16 protein-coding genes are annotated in these 17,831 nt (G+C 68.2%); 11 read left to right on the top strand and 5 right to left on the bottom strand.

The window, feature by feature from the left end:
* Positions 1-52: 52 nt before the first annotated feature.
* Complete coding sequence (locus BMW26_RS15490) at positions 53-1,099, bottom strand: LacI family DNA-binding transcriptional regulator (RefSeq protein WP_072591972.1); 1,047 nt, start codon at positions 1,097-1,099, stop codon at positions 53-55.
* Between the two features lie 79 nt (positions 1,100-1,178).
* Here BMW26_RS15490 and BMW26_RS15485 point away from each other — a divergent pair, with 79 nt between their 5' ends.
* The 11 genes from BMW26_RS15485 to BMW26_RS15435 all read left to right on the top strand — a co-directional run bounded on the left by BMW26_RS15485 (position 1,179) and on the right by BMW26_RS15435 (position 12,648).
* A complete protein-coding gene (locus BMW26_RS15485) occupies positions 1,179-2,438 on the top strand; it encodes a D-arabinono-1,4-lactone oxidase (RefSeq protein WP_072591971.1) in 1,260 nt (419 codons plus the stop codon).
* A gap of 83 nt (positions 2,439-2,521) precedes the next feature.
* Positions 2,522-3,541: a LacI family DNA-binding transcriptional regulator gene (locus tag BMW26_RS15480; protein ID WP_053097905.1), complete on the top strand. Its 1,020-nt coding sequence runs from the start codon at positions 2,522-2,524 to the stop codon at positions 3,539-3,541.
* Complete coding sequence (locus tag BMW26_RS15475) at positions 3,538-5,085, top strand: sugar ABC transporter ATP-binding protein (protein WP_056280582.1); 1,548 nt, start codon at positions 3,538-3,540, stop codon at positions 5,083-5,085. Before BMW26_RS15480 ends, BMW26_RS15475 begins: the two co-directional genes overlap by 4 nt.
* 180 nt (positions 5,086-5,265) lie before the next feature.
* On the top strand, positions 5,266-6,261 hold the full coding sequence (locus tag BMW26_RS15470; RefSeq protein ID WP_072591970.1) for a substrate-binding domain-containing protein: 996 nt from the start codon (positions 5,266-5,268) through the stop codon (positions 6,259-6,261).
* An 86-nt stretch (positions 6,262-6,347) separates the two neighbouring features.
* A complete protein-coding gene (locus BMW26_RS15465; protein WP_072591969.1) occupies positions 6,348-7,955 on the top strand; it encodes a sugar ABC transporter ATP-binding protein in 1,608 nt (535 codons plus the stop codon).
* Positions 7,952-9,019, top strand: coding sequence for an ABC transporter permease (locus BMW26_RS15460; protein ID WP_053097897.1), 1,068 nt, complete (start codon positions 7,952-7,954; stop codon positions 9,017-9,019). The genes BMW26_RS15465 and BMW26_RS15460 overlap by 4 nt, the downstream gene beginning before the upstream one ends.
* Positions 9,016-10,053, top strand: coding sequence for an ABC transporter permease (locus BMW26_RS15455; protein ID WP_072591968.1), 1,038 nt, complete (start codon positions 9,016-9,018; stop codon positions 10,051-10,053). The genes BMW26_RS15460 and BMW26_RS15455 overlap by 4 nt, the downstream gene beginning before the upstream one ends.
* A gap of 166 nt (positions 10,054-10,219) precedes the next feature.
* Positions 10,220-10,510: a type VII secretion target gene (locus BMW26_RS15450; RefSeq protein ID WP_072591967.1), complete on the top strand. Its 291-nt coding sequence runs from the start codon at positions 10,220-10,222 to the stop codon at positions 10,508-10,510.
* On the top strand, positions 10,510-11,823 hold the full coding sequence (locus BMW26_RS15445; RefSeq protein ID WP_072591966.1) for a putative T7SS-secreted protein: 1,314 nt from the start codon (positions 10,510-10,512) through the stop codon (positions 11,821-11,823). The genes BMW26_RS15450 and BMW26_RS15445 overlap by 1 nt, the downstream gene beginning before the upstream one ends.
* A 145-nt stretch (positions 11,824-11,968) precedes the next feature.
* Positions 11,969-12,364, top strand: a complete 396-nt coding sequence (locus BMW26_RS15440) for a hypothetical protein (RefSeq protein WP_232224486.1) — start codon at positions 11,969-11,971, stop codon at positions 12,362-12,364.
* Positions 12,364-12,648 carry a WXG100 family type VII secretion target gene (locus BMW26_RS15435; RefSeq protein ID WP_072591964.1) on the top strand — a complete coding sequence of 95 codons (285 nt, stop codon included), beginning with the start codon at positions 12,364-12,366 and terminating at the stop codon, positions 12,646-12,648. The genes BMW26_RS15440 and BMW26_RS15435 overlap by 1 nt, the downstream gene beginning before the upstream one ends.
* A 1-nt stretch (position 12,649) precedes the next feature.
* On the opposite strand, the gene BMW26_RS15430 is transcribed toward BMW26_RS15435, so the two are convergent.
* From BMW26_RS15430 to BMW26_RS15415, 4 genes are all read right to left on the bottom strand, one after another.
* On the bottom strand, positions 12,650-14,518 hold the full coding sequence (locus BMW26_RS15430) for a beta-L-arabinofuranosidase domain-containing protein (RefSeq protein WP_157557451.1): 1,869 nt from the start codon (positions 14,516-14,518) through the stop codon (positions 12,650-12,652).
* Entirely contained in the window at positions 14,515-15,405 is an 891-nt protein-coding gene (locus tag BMW26_RS15425; protein WP_082297903.1) for a carbohydrate ABC transporter permease, read from the bottom strand. The genes BMW26_RS15430 and BMW26_RS15425 overlap by 4 nt, the downstream gene beginning before the upstream one ends.
* Positions 15,406-15,410: 5 nt before the next feature.
* Positions 15,411-16,316, bottom strand: a complete 906-nt coding sequence (locus BMW26_RS15420; protein ID WP_053097880.1) for a carbohydrate ABC transporter permease — start codon at positions 16,314-16,316, stop codon at positions 15,411-15,413.
* A 70-nt stretch (positions 16,317-16,386) separates the two neighbouring features.
* Positions 16,387-17,685, bottom strand: coding sequence for an ABC transporter substrate-binding protein (locus tag BMW26_RS15415; RefSeq protein ID WP_072591962.1), 1,299 nt, complete (start codon positions 17,683-17,685; stop codon positions 16,387-16,389).
* Positions 17,686-17,831 lie beyond the last annotated feature (146 nt).

The following is a 17,831-nucleotide window of genomic DNA, read 5'->3' as shown; positions in this document are numbered from 1 at the left end:
TTACATCGATGTAATCAGCGGCGCAAGAGTGAGCCGATGCTTCCGGGCCGCGTCAGGGGCGGTAGCCGCGCGGGGCGCCCCGCGTGCTGTCGCGCTCGAGCAGATGATGCGAGAGGGTGAGCGCGCGCGGGGGAGCGGAGCGGTCGTCCATGCGCGACTCGAGCAGCGTGAGGGCCGCGTCGGCGAACGCGCGACGATCGAAGGCGATCGTCGTGAGCGAGGGCGACGTGTACCGCGAGAACTCGACATCGTCGAAGCCCGTCACGATCACATCGTCCGGCACGCTCACGCCGTGATCGTGCAGCGCGTGCAGCGCTCCGAGCGCGAGCGAGTCGGTGAAGGCGATGATCGCGTCGAATGCCACACCCCGCCGGAACAGCGTGGCGACGCCATCCGCCCCACCCGTCATCGACCACGGCATCGGGTTGATCTCGAGAGCGGTGTCGCGCGGGATGCCGACCTCTCGCAGCGCGTCGTGCACGCCCTCGAGTCGCAGGCGACCTGTGGCGGTCGCGACCGCCGCGTCGTCATCGGCGCCGATCACCGCGATGCGGGTCGCCCCGCGAGACAGCACATGCCGGGTCACGTCAGCGGCGGCGCGGCGACTGTCGATCCGCACGTGGTCGGCCCTGTTCTGCTCGACCTCCCCGAGCATGACGAGCGGGGGCAGCCGGTCGGCGTACTTCAGCACGCTGTCCTCGAGGCGGATGGGGTTCAGGATCAGCCCGTCGACCAGGTGCGCGCGAGCGCGCGAGACGAGCTCCCGCTCGCGTTCGGGATCGGTCGCGGTCTCCTCGATCTGCACCGCCAGGCCCCGATCGTGCGCAGCGTCGACGATGCGATGCATCAGCTCGGCCGAGAACGCGGTGGCGAGGTCGGGCAGGGCCACGGCGATGATGCCCGAGCGGCCCTTGCGGAGCCCGCGGGCGTTGAGGTTGGGCACGAAGTCGAGCTCCACCATCGCCGACTCGACCCTGAGCCTCGTCTCCTCGCGAACGGCGACCGTGCCGGTGACGACGTTCGAGACCGTCTTGGGTGAGACGCCGGCAAGTGCGGCGACGTCCTTCATCGTCGCGCGCGGCGGCGGCATCGCAGTCATCCGGTCAGCCTATCCATGCGCGTGCCGAGCGCGGTGCCTCTCCGATGGTGGGCGAGGCTGCCGTGGCTACTATGGCCCGATGACCATCGAACGCAACTGGGCCGGCAACCTCACCTATCGCGCATCCGCGATCGAGCACCCGAGCTCGATCGATGAGCTGCAGGGACTGCTCGCCCGGGGCGGGGCCGTGCGCTTCCTCGGGTCGCGGCACTGCTTCAACGACATCGCCGACACCGACGGGGTGCTCATCGCGCTCGACCGGCTGCCCGTCGTGTTCGAGGTCGCCGACGCCCGTGACGCCGTGCGCGTGTCGGGCGGGCTGCGCTACGGGGACCTCGCCCCGCTGCTCGATGCCGAGGGGCTCGCGCTCGCGAACCTCGCCTCGCTGCCGCACATCTCGATCGCGGGAGCCGTCGCGACCGGAACGCACGGCTCGGGCGACGCGACGGGATCGCTGGCCTCCGCCGTGCGCGCGCTGACGATCATCACGCCGGCAGGGGAGATCCGCTCGCTCGCTCGCGGAGACGACGACTTCGACGGCGCGGTCGTCAGCCTCGGCGCACTCGGAGCGGTCGTCGACGTGACGCTCGATGTCGAGCCCGCCTACGAGGTCGCCCAGCACGTGTTCGAGCATCCGTCGTGGGATGCGATCCTCGCCGACTTCGACGAGGTGACGAGCATCGGAACGAGCGTCAGCATCTTCTCGCGGTGGGAGCACACCGACGTCGCCGACCAGATCTGGGTCAAGCAGCGACAGCCCGAGGCGCGCGAGAACACCCGCGCCGATCTCTTCGACCGACTCGGAGCGGAGCCTGCGACAGCGAAGCGGCATCCGATCATCGGCGTCGACCCGGTGGCCTGCACCGAGCAGCTCGGAGTGCCGGGGCCGTGGTTCGAGCGTCTTGCGCACTTCAAGCTCGAGTTCACGCCGTCGGCGGGCGCCGAGATCCAGAGCGAGTACCTGGTGCCCCGCGCCGATGCGGTCGCCGCGATCCAGGCGGTCCGCACGCTCGCCGGCCAGATCGCGCCGCTGCTGCTCGTGAACGAGATCCGCACGGTCGCCCCCGACTACCTCTGGCTGAGCTCATCGCAGGGCACGGATGCCGTCGGCATCCACTTCACCTGGAAGCCCGACGAGGCGGCCGTTCGCGAGTTCCTGCCCACGCTCGAGGCGGCACTGCCCGAGACCGCCCGCCCGCACTGGGGAAAGGTGTTCACGCTCGATGCCGCCGAGGTGCGCTCTCGCTACTCGCGCTGGGATGACTTCGCCGACCTCGCGGCGCGGTTCGACCCGGAGCGCCGACTGGTGAACCCCTACCTGGAGCGCCTGGGCCTCTAGCGCCTGCCGCTGCCGCGGGATCCATTGCACCACTGGGCTTGTTCTCGGTAACATTCTCCGAGGCTCGGCCGACGGAGGTGTGCATGGCGAACGTCGGTTCAGACAAGCCCAACATCCGTCAGGTGGCGACCATCGCGGGCGTCTCGCACATGACGGTCTCGCGTGTTCTCAACGATCACCCGAACATCAAGCCCGACACGAAACGCCGCGTGCTCGAGGCGATCGAGGAGCTCGACTACCGCCCGAACCTCGTCGCGCGGGCTCTCGCCACGCAGCGCACCCGCCGGATCGGCGTGATCGTCGAGAGCGCGGTGGCGCACGGTCCGACCAGCATCCTGCGCGCCGTGGAGCTCTCCGCACGTGCCACTGGATACTCCGTCACGCCGATCGCTCTGCACGAGGGCGACCCGCTGTCTCCGCAGGAGGCGGTCGACAATCTCGTGACCCAGGGAGTCGATGCGCTCTGCGTCATCGCGCCCCGCTCGTCGTCCGTGGCGGCGCTGCGCCGCATCGCCATCACCGTGCCGATGCTGGTCGTCAAGGCAGACGCCGACCCGACGTTCCTCACCGTGTCGATCGACCAGCATGCGGGCACGACATCCGTGGTCGACCACCTCGTCGCGCTCGGCCACCGCGATATCCTGCACCTCTCGGGTCCGCTCGACTGGCTCGACGCGAGGGCGCGGGAGCGGGCCTTCCATTCGCGGGCCAAGTCGTGGGGCATCCGCGAACGGCCCATCGTCGTCGGCGACTGGTCGGCCGACTTCGCCTACGACTTCGCGAAGGGGCTCACGCGGCTGCCCGACTACACGGCGATCTTCGCCGCGAACGACGATATGGCGATGGGGCTGATCCACGGCCTGCACGACCGGGGCTTCGAGGTGCCGCGGGATCTCAGCGTGGTCGGCTTCGACGACATCCCGCTGGCGCGGCACTTCATCCCGCCGCTCACGACGGTGCGCCAGGACTTCGGGGCGCTGGGCGTCGCAGTGGTCGAGATGCTGCGCGCGGCGATCGAAGGGCGGGACATCCCCACGCTCACCCGGATCCCGACCGAGCTCGTCGCCCGCGGCTCGTCGGCCGCACCTCGGGAGGTGCGATGACCTCCGACCGTGGTCCCGCGCCGGTCGTGCGGCTTGCGGGCATCACGGTCGAGTTCCCCGGCGTGCGCGCGCTCGACGACGTCGACTTCCGGCTGTTCCCCGGCGAGGTGCATGCCGTCATGGGCGAGAACGCCGCCGGCAAGTCCACCCTGGTCGCGGTGATCACCGGCACCCTCGCGCCGGAGGAGGGCACGGTCCTCGTCGACGGCGAGCCCCGTCGGTTCTCGGGGGTCGCCGACAGTCGAGCGGCGGGGATCGCGACGGTGTTCCAGGAGACCCAGCTGAGCCCGAATCTCAGTGTCGCGGAGAACGTGATGCTCGGGCGGGAGCGCCGAGGACGGTTCGGCATCGACTGGCGGAGGACGAGAGCGGATGCCGCGGAGGCGCTGGCCAGACTCGGGCTCGACGGCCTCGATCCGAAGACGCCGCTCTCTCTGCTCACGCCTGCGCAGAAGCAGCTCGTCGCACTCGCGCGCGCGGTCGTCGACGAGCCGAGGGTGCTCGTCCTCGATGAGCCCACCTCCAGCCTCGACGTCGCCGAGGTCGCGACCCTGATGCGCGTCATCCGCGGTCTGCGGCAGCGGGGGGTCGCGATCCTGTTCATCTCGCACTTCCTCGAGCAGGCGTTCGCGATCAGCGACCGCATGACCGTGCTGCGCAACGGGCGGCGCGTGGGGGAGTATGCGACGCGAGACCTCGACCGGGCCGACCTGATCTCGAAGATGCTCGGCAAGGACATCGACAGCCTCCGAGCGCTCGGCTCTGAGCGCAAGGCCCACCACTACGCGTACGACGGAGAGCCCGCGATGCAGGCGTCCGGTGTGGGGCGACGCGGTGAGCTCGAGCAGATGGATGTCGAGATCCAACGCGGAGAGATCGTGGGCCTCGCGGGGCTGCGGGGTTCCGGGCGCACCGAGCTCGCGTCGCTGCTCAGCGGTTCGGCGCGGGCCGACAGCGGCGAGCTCTGGGTCGACGGCGAACGGGTGCAGCTGCGGAGCCCGTCGGCGGCGCTGCGACACCGGATCGCGCTGTCGGCCGAGAACCGGGGGACGCAGGGCATCATCGGCGAGCTCACGGCGCGCGAGAACATCATCCTGTCGCTGCAGGCGCTGCGCGGGTGGACTCGTCCGCTCTCGCACGCGGAGTCGCGGGGACTCGTCGAGACGTACGTCGAGGCCCTGCATCTGGATCCCGCCGACCTCGACCGCCCGGTCGGCCTGCTCTCGGGCGGAACCCAGCAGAAGGTGCTGCTGGCCCGTGCGCTGGCGGTGCGTCCGCACGTGCTGATCCTCGACGAGCCCACTCGGGGTATCGACATCGCGGCGAAGATCGATGTCCAGAGACGCATCAGCCAGCTCGCCGGTGACGGAGTGGCCGTGGTCTTCATCTCGTCCGAACTCGAAGAGGTGGTGCGGCTGAGCGATCGCATCATCGTGCTGAAGGACCGCGAGAAGATCGGCGAGCTCAGCAACGGTCCCGGTGTGACAGTCGACACCGTGGTCGAGATGATCGCCGCTGAGCTCAGTCACAGCGTCGAGCTGTGATCGGTAACAAGATCTTTCCCTTCATGCACCGTTGATTTTCGTCCGACCTCTTGTGTTCCAGAAATTGTTCCCGGTAACATCACCGCAGGACATGCGATGCAGGTGTCCTGCAATCACGATCGGACCATGACTGGTCCACCACCGCCGGAGTGACCACCGGCATCTCAACGAGGAGAAGAAATGTCCGCGAAGAAGCGCATTCGCATCGCGTTCGGCCTGGCAGCAGTCGGCGCACTCACCATCGGCCTTGCGGCCTGCTCGACCGACGACTCGGGCGACGGGGGTGGCGACGGCGACGACGTCACCACGGTCGGCTTCGTGGCCGTCGGTCCCGAGGGCGCATGGCGCGAGGCCAACGAGCAGAACATCCAGGACACCTTCACGGAGGAAGCCGGATACGACCTCAAGTACGCACCCGCCACCAACCTCGACCAGAAGTCGCAGATCGACGCGTTCACGTCGTTCGTCGACGAGGGCGTCGATGTGATCCTGCTCTCGGCCACCGAGGCCTCGGGCTGGGAGGACTCGCTCAAGCGCGCACAGGAGGCGGAGATCCCCGTCATCCTGCTCGACCGCGGCATCGAGCCCGACGACGACAGCCTGTACGTCACCCGCATCGCTCCCGACAACGTCGAGGTCGCGAAGGAGGTCGGCACCTGGGCTGCGGCGACGTTCCCCGACGGAGGCAACTACGTCGTGCTCGAGGGCCCGGCCGGCGTCGGCGTCGTGAACGAGCGCAACACCGGCTTCGACGAGGGCCTCGGCGACTCGTCGCTCACCAAGCTCGACGCGCAGACGGCGAACTGGTCGGCGGAAGAGGGCAAGAGCGTCTTCGAGACGATACTCAAGTCCTCGAACAACGACATCCAGCTCGTGTTCGCACAGAACGACGAGATGGGTCTCGGCGCTGCGCAGGCCGCTGAGGAAGCCGGCCTGGTGGTGGGCGAGGACGTCAAGATCGCCACGATCGACGGCACGAAGAACGCCATGCAGGCGCTCGCTGACGGCCAGCTCAGCTACGTGCACGAGTACAACCCGCTGTTCGGCGAGACGGCCCTCGAGGTCGTCGAGAAGGCTCTCGCCGGTGAAGACGTCGACTCGTACATCGTCGTCCCCAGCGAGGCGTTCGATTCCGCAGAGGCGGCACAGGCCGTGCTCGCCGACCGCAAGTACTGACCCCGCCGCCGGAGCGATCAGCCAGTGAGCCCGGGCGGTGCCGCCACAGCCGCACCGCCCGGGCTCTTCCGGAGGAGGAGACACCGATGAACGAAGCACTGCCCATCGTCGAGATGCGTGGGATCTCGATCGAGTTCCCTGGCGTGAAAGCCCTCGACAAGGTCGATTTCCGGCTGTTCCAGGGCGAGGTCCACGCGCTCATGGGCGAGAACGGCGCGGGCAAGTCGACCCTGATCAAAGCCCTGACCGGCGTCTACCGGATCGACTCCGGGTCGATCGTCGTCGCCGGGCAGGAGCGCAGCTTCGGCGGCGCCGGCGACGCGCAGGATGCCGGGATCTCGACGGTGTACCAGGAGGTCAACCTCGCCCCCAACCTCTCGATCGGCGAGAACGTGATGCTCGGTCATGAGACGCGAGGTGTGTTCGGCATCAACTGGACGGCCACCCACCGCGCTGCGACCGACGCCCTCTCCCGACTCGGCCTGGGGCACCTCGACACCCGCCGGCCGCTCTCGACCCTCTCGATCGCGCTGCAGCAGCTCGTCGCCATCAGCCGCGCGATGGCGATCAAGGCCAAGGTGCTCATCCTCGACGAGCCGACCTCCAGCCTCGACGCCGCCGAGGTCGAAGGCCTCTTCACCGTGATCCGGGCACTGCGAGACCAGGGGGTCGCGATCCTCTTCGTCTCGCACTTCCTCGATCAGGTCTACGCGATCAGCGACCGCCTGACGGTGCTGCGCAACGGACTGTACGAGGGTGAGTACCTCACCCGGGACCTCGACCGCCACGCTCTCATCTCGAAGATGATCGGCAAGGACCTCGATGCGCTCAAGTCGCTCGGAGGCAACCGCCGCCGCGCGCCACGCGAGGCCGATGAGAAGCCGCTGCTCGCGGCATCCGGAATCGCACGCCGCGGAGCGGTCGAGGCGACCGACCTCGACATCCGCCCCGGCGAGGTCATCGGGTTCGCCGGGCTGCTCGGCTCCGGGCGCACCGAGCTCGCCCGACTGCTCTACGGCGCCGACCGCACCGACGAAGGCACGATCGAGCTGCATGGACGCCGGGTCGACCTCAAGTCGCCCGCCGATGCGCTGCCTCGTCGGATCGCCTTCTCGACCGAGAACCGCCGCGACGAGGGGATCATCGGAGACCTGACCGTGCGCGAGAACATCGTCCTCGCCGTGCAGGCGGAGCGCGGATGGGCGCGTCCCATGAGCCGCAAGGAACAGGATGCGATCGTCGACCGCTACATCGCGCAGTTCAACGTCCGTCCGGCCGACCCCGACCGGATGATCAAGAACCTCTCCGGCGGCAACCAGCAGAAGGTGCTGCTCGGCCGCTGGCTCGCCACGCAGCCCGAGCTGCTGATCCTCGATGAGCCGACCCGCGGCATCGACGTGGGTGCGAAGGCCGAGATCCAGGAGGCGGTGGCCGAGCTCGCCGAAGACGGCGTCGCCGTGGTGTTCATCTCTTCCGAGCTCGAAGAGGTCGTGCGCCTCTCCGAGCGGATCGTCGTGCTGAAGGACCACCGGAAGATCGGCGAGATCCAGAACGGACCGGACGTCACCGCGCAGGTGATCGTCGATGTGATCGCCGCTCACGGAGTCGAGGCCGCTGCCGAGACGCTCGACGACACCGACGGCGCCGTGCCCGATAGCATCGCCCCCACGACCGACAAGGAGGCAGCGCGATGACCGCGTCAGCCGGCACCACCATCTGGCGGGACCTGATCCACAAGCCGTTCTTCTGGGGCATCGTCGCGATCTTCGCGCTGCTCGCCCTGAACGTGATCAAGGACCCGACGTACCTCGCGCTCTCGATCAACCCCAACAACGGCAACCTCGTCGGCAACCTCATCGACATCCTGCGCCAGGCGGCGCCGATCATGATGATCGCGATCGGGATGTCGCTCGTGATCGCCACCGGTGGCATCGACCTCTCGGTCGGATCGCTGATGGCCGTCGCCGGAGCCGTCTCGATGGAGTTCCTCAGCGCCGCAGGCGACTCCTTCGGCGCAGCGCTCGCCGCGGTAGGACTCGCGCTGGTCATCACCGGCATCCTGGGGGCGGTCAACGGCGTCCTCGTCGCCTATGTCGGCCTGCAGCCCTTCATCGCCACGCTCGTGCTCATGCTCGCCGGCCGAGGCATCGCCAAGGTGATCACCGGCGGGCAGAACACGACGGCATCCAACGATGCGTTCCGGTGGATCGCGAACGGCTTCGTGATCGGCATCCCCGTGGTGTTCATCCTCGCGGTGCTGATCGTGATCGCCGTCGGCTGGGTGGTGAGGCGCAGCGCGCTGGGCCTCATGATCGAGGCGATCGGCATCAACCCGCGGGCCAGCCGCATGGCGGGTATCAAGCCGAAGGGACTGCTGCTCACGGCGTACATCATGAGCGGCATCCTCGCCGGGATCGCGGGCATCATGTCGGTCGGCAGCGTCATGACCGTCGACATCTCCCGCACCGGCTACCAGCTCGAGCTCGACGCGATCCTCGCGGTCGTCATCGGCGGCGCATCGCTGGCTGGCGGCAAGTTCTCACTCAGCGGCGCCTTCGTCGGCGCGCTGCTCATCGCGACGCTCGACAAGACCGTGCTGTATCTCGGCGTGTCGTCGTCGGCGACCCCGGCGTTCAAGGCCATCGTGATCGTCGTCCTGTGCCTGCTGCAGTCGCAGCGCGTGCGCAGCTGGTTCCGGACGCGACGCAGAGCCCGCCCGGTCGAACAGATCATCGCGAAAGAAGAGGTGTCCGCATGAGCGTCATGACCGCCCCTCCGGCCCCTCAGGCGACAGAGAGCGTCGCCGACCGTCTGCGACGCATGATCACGGCGAACCCCTCGGTGCTGCCGACGATCGCCTCGGTGGTCATCTTCGTCGGCATGGTGATCTTCGGCGAGGTGGCCTACGGCCGCATCCTGCAGTTCAACACGCTGTCGAACCTGCTCATCAACAATGCGCACCTCATCGTGCTCGCGGTCGCGCTGACCTTCGTGATCCTCACGGGCGGCATCGACCTCTCGGTGGGATCGATCATCGCGGTCTCGTCGGTCGCCGGTGTGATGCTCTCGAACGCCGGCTGGAACGCCTTCGCCGTGATCGTCGCGATGATCGGCATCGGAGTGCTCTTCGGCATCGTCTCGGGAGTGCTGATCCGGTACTTCGACGTGCAGCCCTTCATCGCGACACTGGCGATGATGTTCCTCGGTCGGGGCCTCGCCTCGCTGCTCAGCACCAAGCCCGAGCGGCTGGGTGAGGAGTCGCCGATCCGCTGGATCGGCACCCAGCTGAAGATCATCGACGGCCCGAAGGTCAACGACCTCGTGATCACCCCCGCAGTGCTCATCGCGGTGATCGTCGTGGCCGCCGCGTTCTTCGTTCTGCACCGCACGCGCACCGGCCGCACCGTGTACGCGATCGGAGGATCGGAGAGCTCGGCGCTGCTCATGGGTCTGCCCGTGCAGCGCACCAAGGTGCTCGTCTACGTGATCAGCGGCGGTCTCGCCGGTCTCGCGGCGGTGCTCTACACCGCACGACTCGGCACCGCTCAGAACATCACCGGCATCGGGTGGGAGCTCGACGCGATCGCCGCGGCAGTGATCGGCGGCACCGTGTTGACAGGGGCTTACGGATACGTGCTCGGCTCGGTCGTCGGTGCGCTGGTGCTCGGTCTGATGAACGTGCTCATCACGCGTGACGGAGGCATCCCGCCCGAGATGACGACGATCATCACGGGCGGCATCCTGCTCGTGTTCGTGCTGCTCCAGCGCGCAGTGACACGCAAACGGGAGTAGCTTCCGCTCCATCGCCCGAATGGCCCCATCTCGCACCGAGGTGGGGCCATTCGCATGTCTGAGCACCCTGAAGGTCCCATCTCGGAACACCGGTATTCGAGCTGCGGATATCGGTCACGTCCTCATATGAAGACGTAACGTTGTCGTTCGTGACCGATGGCGTGCGATGACGGATGTGGAGACCGACGAGCTGCGCGCCTTCGCGACGAAGGCCGCCAGTCTGCGGGGCGACTTCGGCTCGGCGGTGGTCGCGCAGTCGTCGGGGCTGGGCGCACGCTCGATCACCGCGGCGGTGGCGCGATTCGGCGACGCATGGACGACGGCACTGGGGTGCCGTCTCGCGGACGTCGACATGGTGGCGGAGAACCTGCGGCAGACGGCCGAGGTGTTCGACCGGGGCGATGAAGCGTCGAGCAGCGAACTCGACCAGATGATCTGGGCCGAGAGCGACTACTGATGTCCGAGCTGGGGATGACGAACGACCCGGTCGCGCTGATACCGGGCTCGTATGCCGCAGCGCATACGGTCGCGTCCGCGTGGCGGTCTCGGTCCGAGGCCGCCACTGCCCTTCGGGACGGGTTGCGGGGCCTCGAGGTCGATTCCGCGTGGACGGGGTACCCGTATGAGAAGTACCTCGAGCGGGCGGAATACGTGCGGTCGTCGTGGCAGAGGTGCGGCGAGTACTTGATGAGTGGCGCCGCCGCTCTGTCGGCCTATGGCGATGCTCTGCGATGGGCGCAGGACGAAGCCGCACGCGCCATCGACCTGTGGGAGCAGGCGGAAGCAGCGACGATCGCTTCACGCCAGGAGCACCAGGTGAAGGTGCGTGAGCTGGAACGCGACCTTCACCTGCGACACGTCGAACTCGACGTCCCGTTCGTCGACGGCGGCGCGGACCTGCGCGCGCAGGCGGTCGACGTCTTGACGAACGCACGGGGTGTGCTGGATCGCTACGCCGTCGACGCTGCCAACGCCATCCACGTAGCGGCGGATGCCGCGCCCCTGCAGACGCCGAAGCAGGCCGAAGCCGCGACGAACTGGGCAGTCGTCGGGGCGGTCGGCTCGATCATGTTCGAGACCGCCGTACTCAACCCGGCGATCGAGCAACTGAACTTCATCGCCTCGATGGGCAACGCGCTCATCAACCACCCCGACATCCTCCTCGAACTCCTCGGCGGAGTCGCGCTCGTGGTCGGTGGCGGCACGATGATCGGCGGCGGAGGTGCCCTCGCGATCACCGGGGTCGGCGCAGCCCCGGGCGGCGGCCTGGCGTGGGCCGGCGCGGGGGTCGTCGGGGCCGGGGTCGCGGCTGCCGGGCACGCCGGCATTCGCTGGATGAATGAGGCGGCCGGTGACGACGCGGCCTCCGTCGCCCGACGACCGCCGCCGCATCCCGAGTATGGGGGCCGGGACATCAAGGGCCATTGGAACGGAGACGGGCAAAGACCCTGGGTCGACACCGAGAAGATCGGGCTCGACGAAGTCGCGGATGATGTCGGAACGGATGTCATCCGCGACAAGGTGCGTGCGACGATCGAGGGGTACCGTCACCGGCCTGGAATGGCTTCGGATCAACACCGATACTTTGATGGCCTTTACAGTAACGGCGACGGGACTTGGACAGCGATCGAAGTGAAGGGCGGTACCGGGTCCCGTGATGCGGCGCAGGAGGGATTCGACGCGATGGTCAGTCGCGAGCGGCCCGCGATCGCGACGCTGAACGGCCAGCCCATCCGGATCGTGGATGTGATCCTCAAACATGTTCCGTGAACCTGCCGGCCGCCAACGCCGAGAAGAGAGTCACCGTATGGCCATCACACGCACACACGTCACACAGCGAAACGGCTACAGTCGCATGGCGTTGATCGATAGTGTCCGCCCGTATCCGGATCAGATCCGATTCTCGTTGAGCCGGATGAATGGGTCATCGTTCTGGGCGTGGGGCCTGTGGCGGGCGCCGGAAGGAGCCGACCTTCTCCGAGATCTGCCGTTCAGTGAGGAGTACATGCAGTGCGCGGGAACCGCTGAGGCGCTGGCGCTGGAGGTGCGCCGCATCGACGCCGACGGCACTCCCCGCCAGTACGCGATCGGCAAGCCCGGCGGCGACCGCACAGGCGAGCCCACCGAGGTGATCCACTACGACGACGGTCGCCACCGCACCACGGTCTACCCGCACGAGGTCTTCACCGCCGACGAGGCGGCGGTCGTCTTCTACACGTACTTCCTCACCGACGACGTGTCTCAGCCCTACGAGCTCCGCGATCTGCACCTGAGCTGGCCGAAACCCGGCACCGAAGAGGGCGACAGCTGATGCGCATCCGTGTCGAGCACGAACCGCTCGCCCAGTCGATCGCGACGTTGGCCGACACCGCGCAGCATATCCGAGCGCTCCTCGACGACCTGGACGCCGAAGCAACCGGGCTGAGGCACCTGTGGACCGGGGCCGCCCAAGATGCCTACTCCCGCGCTCACCGCGAATGGAACGAGTGTGCCGACGGCATGCAGACCGCTCTCACCAGCGCCGCCACCGCGGCCGCCCGCGCGCAAGCACGCACTCGCGAGGCCGAGGCTCACGTCGCCGACCTTTGGAGCTGACTCACACCGTCGGAATCCAGACCCGCATGGTCGACGGACCGCGCCGCGCCCAGTCGTGATAGGCGATCAAGGGGGCGTCAACCGTCTCGCCGGTCGAGCGGTGGCGCACCGGCAGCACCACGTGACCGTCGCGCTCGACGGGCTCCCCGGCCGCGACCGCGTCGCCGATGTCGCCACCGAGGTCGATCGACTCGAGTGCCAGCACCTCGGGGCCGCGTTCGATCGCGACGCTGCCGCGCACGGCATCCACCATCGGATGCGGTGACGTGGTCCTCGCCACGATCGGCAGGTTCAGTTCGACGATGTCGCCGACGCGGAACGCACGAGCGACTTCGACCGCACCCGGAGGTGCAGGCAGCTCCGTGACCTCATTCCCGCTGTGCACACGCACCGTCGCTCCTGACGCCCACGACGGCACGCGAAGCGTCAGTGTGAACTCGGCATCCTCGGTGATCGTGACGCGAACATCGCCCTTCGCCGGGTAGCCCGTCGAGACATCGAACGCGACGATCCGGCCGTCCGGCAGTGTCGTGCGCACGGTCGACGGTGCGTACTGATGCAGCTGCACGCCGTCATCATCGGCCGTGGCGACATACGCGGCGAGGCTCGCGAACGTGCGCGCCACATTCGGCGGGCAGCACGATACCTCGAACCACGGCGCGCGCAGCGATGACGAGGCGCGCGGCGACGTGGCATCCGGATCCGCCGGGATCCCCGGCGTGCGCTGATGCAGGGTGTTGGCGTAGAAGAACGAGCGCCCGTCGTCACCGGGCGAGGTCGCGACGACGTTGAACAGGGTCCGCTCGATCAGGTCGGCGTACTGCGCCTCACCGGTCGCGAGCAGCAGCCGCCACGAGAACATGATCGACCCGATGCCGGCGCAGGTCTCGGAGTAGGCGCGATCCGGCGGCAGCTCCCAGTCGTCGCCGAAGGCCTCGTCCTGATGGTGCGACCCCTGGCCCCCCGTCACATAGGTGCGGCGTTCGACCGTGCGATCCCACTGCGACCGCAGGGCGTCGAGCAGCGAGTCGTCGGAGAGCTCGGCGGCGACGTCGGCCGCAGCGGAGGAGAGGTAGTTCGCCCGCACGGAGTGCCCGCGAAGAGCCTCGGCGTCGCGCACCGACACGTCGTCCTGGAAGTAGCTGCGCCCCCACTCGATCTCGCCGAGCGACCCGCGACCGTGCCGCTCGACGAACAGCGCGGCCTGATCGATGTAACGCTGCTCGCCGAGCGCTCGGCCGAGCTCGGCAAGCCCCGCCTCGACCTCGGCATGCCCGCAGATCGCGTCCCGGCCGTCGACGCCGAACTCGCGGCAGACGAGATCCGCGGCGCGCCGAGCGATGTCGATCAGACCGTCGTCGGCATCCGGTCTCGTGCGCACCCGGGCGACGGCCGCCTGGAACAGGTGCCCGAGGCAGTACAGCTCGTGCCCCCACTGCAGCGCAGACCAGCGTTCGTCCTGGCCCTCGCGGCCGAACATCGTGTTGAGGTACCCGTCGGGCTCCTGCGCGGCGGCGACCCGGTCGACGACCCGGCGGAATCGCTGCTCGAGGTCGCTGTCGGCTGCGGCATCCGTCCGCCCGATCTCCCACGCGAGCGCCTCGAGGTACTTGTAGATCTCGGAGTCGGCGAACTCCCGTCCCCGACGCCCGTCCGGCAGCGTGCCGGCGGCGGCGAGGTCGAAGTTGGGCAGCCATCCCTCGGACTCGAGTCGCGACTCGATGTGGCTGAGAGTGGCAGTGCCGTTGACGGCCTGGCGGTCGGCCCAGAACCCTCCGGTGATGCGCACCTCGTCGAGGCCGAGCGGGCGCAGACGCCCGTGCGTGGGAACCACCGGGGCGGCCGGTGCAGTGGTGTCGAACATGGTCATCCCTTGAAGGCGCCGGACATGAAGCCGCGCACGTAGTGTCGTTGCAGGATCAGGAAGAGAAGGATGCAGGGGAGCGCCAGCACGACGACTCCCGCCTCGGTCGCGCCGTAGTCGACGACGCCCTGCACCTGTCCGCGGAGGTTCGCCACCGCGAGCGGCAGCGTCATGCGGTTGGTGTCGTTGATGAGGATCAGCGGTGCCATGAAGTCGTTCCAGGCGGTGAGGAACGCGAACAGCCCGACGGTCACGAGCCCGGGCTTGACGGCGGGGAGCAGCACCCGCCACAGGGCGCCCCAGCTCGAGCATCCGTCGACCATCGCCGCCTCGTCCATCTCCCGCGGGATCGACTCGAACGAGATGCGCATCATGAACATCGAGAACGGCAGCTGGAACATCGTGATCACCAGCGCGACGCCGACCAGCGAGTTCTGCAGGCCGACCGCATTGAGGATCACGTAGAGCGGAATGAGCAGGGTCGCATACGGCACCATCAGGATGGCGAGGGTGAGGAGGAACAGTGCGTTCTTGCCGGGGAACGAGAAGCGCGCGAACGCGTATCCGCCCAGCAGCGAGATGAACAGGGTGAGCGCGACGGTGAGCACCGAGACGAAGAGCGAGTTGCCCAGATACACCCAGATGCCGGCCTGGTATTCGCCGAGGGCCGCGTAGTTGCCGAAGCCCCAGCCGTCGGTCTGGCTGGTGCCGGCCATCGGGCTGACCGACGAGACGCCGGTCCAGATGAGCGGATAGAGGAAGATCACGGCCAGCGCGGTCGTGAACACCCAGTACGGGATGCCGAGGACGACGCGAGCGGCCTTCGAGCGATAGCGCGGCGGGGTCGGCTGATGGTTCGGAGCGACGATCGTGCGCGTCAGCGTCTGGGACATGATTCTCAGCTCTCATCCGTGCGGCGGAACGCGCGCAGTTGGAAGACGTTGATGACGATGAGTGCGAGCAGCACGATCACCGAGAGGGCGCCGGCGATGCCGAGGCTGTTCTGCCCCTGGAATGCGACGTTGTAGATGAGCTGCACGACGGTCATGGTGCTGTTGTCGGGGCCGCCCTTGGTGAGGATGTAGAACTGCTCGAACGCGAGCAGCGACCCGGTCACGCACATCACTGTCGTGAGCGCGAAGGTCGGCTTGAGCAGCGGCACGGTGATGTCGCGGAAGGTCTGCCAGCGGTTCGCGCCGTCGATGCGGGCGGCTTCGTAGACGTCATCCGGGATTCCCTGCAGGCCCACCAGCATCAGCAGCATGTAGAAGCCCGCGTATCGCCAGACGATCAGGAAGATGGTCGACCACAGTGCGCCCTCCGGCGTGCCGAGGAACGTGATGCCCCACGACTTCATGAGGTTCGCGAACGGGCCGGCGATGGGGGAGTACAGCACGTAGAAGAGCAGTGACGCGGATGCCAGGCCGAGCGCGCTGGGGATCAGGAAGGCCGTGCGCAGGAACCCCTTCCAGCGGGTGGACTCCTGCACGAGCAGGGCCAGGCCGAGCCCGAGTCCGATCAGGATCACGGTCGTGATGACGGTGTAGAGCAGGGTGAAGCGGATCGAATCCCAGAAGAGGCGGTGCGTGACGGCATCCGCATAGTTCTCCGGGAAGTTGATTCCCTGGTTGCCGCTCAGCAGGGGCCAGTCCGAGGCCGACATCTGCAGCACCAGCACCAGCGGCACGATGAACAGCAGGGCGACGAAGATCGCCGTGGGGGCCGCGTACAGCCAGCCCTGCACCGGGCCGCCGAAGGCGGTGCGCCGTCTGCGGCGATGCAGCGGGAGTGTGGCCTGGGTCATCACGTTCTCTTTCGATGGGGGACTGACGAGGGGGGATGCGGGGGCGACGCGGCGCGCCGCCCCCGCATGATCACTGCGACAGGATCGCCGTGATCTCCTCGTTGTCGGCGGGCACCGAGTCGTCGCCGTTGAGCACGGCGTTGCGCACCAGGGTGAGCCACGGGCTGCCCGGGGCGTTGAACGCCTGCTGGAAGTTCAGGGCCACCGGGGTGTCGCCCTGGGCTGCGACCTCGTTGATCGTCACCAGTCGGGGATCGGCGGCCGCATACTCGTTGTCGGCCAGGTCTCCGCGGGAGACGGCGTTGCCGTCTTTCGCGAGCACCTCGACCTGGGCGTCCTCGGACATCATCCAGTTGAGGAAGTTCCAGGCCTGCGCGGCCTTCTTCGAGTCCTTCGAGATGCCGATGCCGTCGCCGCCGACGAACGTCGAGGCGCCGCCGTCGACACCGGGGATGCCGGCGACTCCCGCGTCGAACTCGAGCGAGGGGAGCAGCGTCGCGGGGAACGGCATCACGCCGACCTTGCCCTCGCTGAACGCGGCGGTCCAGGTGGGGCCGGCCTCATCGGTCGAGCTCGGGAGAACCGCACCCGCCTCTTCGAGGCCTGCCCACGTGTCGTAGACGGCCTGAGCCGAGTCGCCGTCGAGCAGGGACTCGGTGCCGTCGTCGCTCATGACCTCGTCGCCCGATGCCCAGATGGAGGGGAACCAGGTGAAGACCAGGCATCCACCGCAGTTGAGGCCGGTCGCGGTGCCGTAGGTGTCCGGCTTGTTCAGCGCCTGCACGGCCATGGCCGCTTCGGCGAACTCCTCGAGCGTGGCGGGCGCCTTCTCGGGGTCGAGGCCGGCCTCGGCGAAGAGCTCCTTGTTCCAGAACAGCATCGAGAGGTCGAGGGCGAACGGCAGCACGTACTCGGCGCCGTCGACGGTGCCGGCCGACAGGTGCCCGGGGTTGATCTCGTCCTTGAAGTCGAGGGCGTCGATCTGCTCGGACATGTCCTGGAACAGGCCCTGCTGCGCCCAGTTCGGCACGTAGACGATGTCGGCGGCGAAGAGGTCGGGCAGGCCGCTCGACCCTGCGGCGGCGCCGACTTTCGCGACGTAGTCGTCGTTGGGCACGACTGTCAGCTCGACCTGGTTCTCGTGGCTGTCGTTGTAGGCGTCGACGAGCAGCTTGGCCTGGCGCTCGATCGGCGCGCGGGTCCACAGCGTCAGGGTCGTGCCGTCGTCGGTGCCTTCGGCGGGGATGGGCTCGTCGGAGGCGGCGTCATCGCCGGCGGGGGCGCAGGCGGCGAGTCCGCCGACGAGCAGGCCGGCCGCGATGACGGCGGCTGCTGCCCGACGTGCGGCGTGGGTGCGAATGGTGTTCATGGGCGGGGGCTCCTCTGGGCTCGTCCTCGAGCGGGTGCGGTGTGGCGCTTCGGCAGTGCAGCGCCGGGAGTGGAGATGAGGGTGGAGATCAGGTTCTTCGAAAGTTACGAAAACCCTTTCGAAAAGGTATAGCGTGGTTTCGGAGG

The organism is Microbacterium sp. 1.5R (assembly GCF_001889265.1).
GTDB lineage: Bacteria > Actinomycetota > Actinomycetes > Actinomycetales > Microbacteriaceae > Microbacterium.
This window is presented reverse-complemented; position numbering and strand designations above follow the sequence as displayed.

Coding starts and splice junctions, on each gene's coding strand:
- BMW26_RS15455 (WP_072591968.1), top strand. CDS start 9,016: ATGAGCGTCATGACCGCCCCTCCGGCCCCTCAGGCGACAGAGAGCGTC.
- BMW26_RS15425 (WP_082297903.1), bottom strand. CDS start 15,405: ATGTCCCAGACGCTGACGCGCACGATCGTCGCTCCGAACCATCAGCCG.
- BMW26_RS15440 (WP_232224486.1), top strand. CDS start 11,969: ATGAATGGGTCATCGTTCTGGGCGTGGGGCCTGTGGCGGGCGCCGGAA.
- BMW26_RS15435 (WP_072591964.1), top strand. CDS start 12,364: ATGCGCATCCGTGTCGAGCACGAACCGCTCGCCCAGTCGATCGCGACG.
- BMW26_RS15470 (WP_072591970.1), top strand. CDS start 5,266: ATGTCCGCGAAGAAGCGCATTCGCATCGCGTTCGGCCTGGCAGCAGTC.
- BMW26_RS15415 (WP_072591962.1), bottom strand. CDS start 17,685: ATGAACACCATTCGCACCCACGCCGCACGTCGGGCAGCAGCCGCCGTC.
- BMW26_RS15485 (WP_072591971.1), top strand. CDS start 1,179: ATGACCATCGAACGCAACTGGGCCGGCAACCTCACCTATCGCGCATCC.
- BMW26_RS15480 (WP_053097905.1), top strand. CDS start 2,522: ATGGCGAACGTCGGTTCAGACAAGCCCAACATCCGTCAGGTGGCGACC.
- BMW26_RS15460 (WP_053097897.1), top strand. CDS start 7,952: ATGACCGCGTCAGCCGGCACCACCATCTGGCGGGACCTGATCCACAAG.
- BMW26_RS15430 (WP_157557451.1), bottom strand. CDS start 14,518: ATGACCATGTTCGACACCACTGCACCGGCCGCCCCGGTGGTTCCCACG.
- BMW26_RS15475 (WP_056280582.1), top strand. CDS start 3,538: ATGACCTCCGACCGTGGTCCCGCGCCGGTCGTGCGGCTTGCGGGCATC.
- BMW26_RS15445 (WP_072591966.1), top strand. CDS start 10,510: ATGTCCGAGCTGGGGATGACGAACGACCCGGTCGCGCTGATACCGGGC.
- BMW26_RS15450 (WP_072591967.1), top strand. CDS start 10,220: ATGACGGATGTGGAGACCGACGAGCTGCGCGCCTTCGCGACGAAGGCC.
- BMW26_RS15490 (WP_072591972.1), bottom strand. CDS start 1,099: ATGACTGCGATGCCGCCGCCGCGCGCGACGATGAAGGACGTCGCCGCA.
- BMW26_RS15420 (WP_053097880.1), bottom strand. CDS start 16,316: ATGACCCAGGCCACACTCCCGCTGCATCGCCGCAGACGGCGCACCGCC.
- BMW26_RS15465 (WP_072591969.1), top strand. CDS start 6,348: ATGAACGAAGCACTGCCCATCGTCGAGATGCGTGGGATCTCGATCGAG.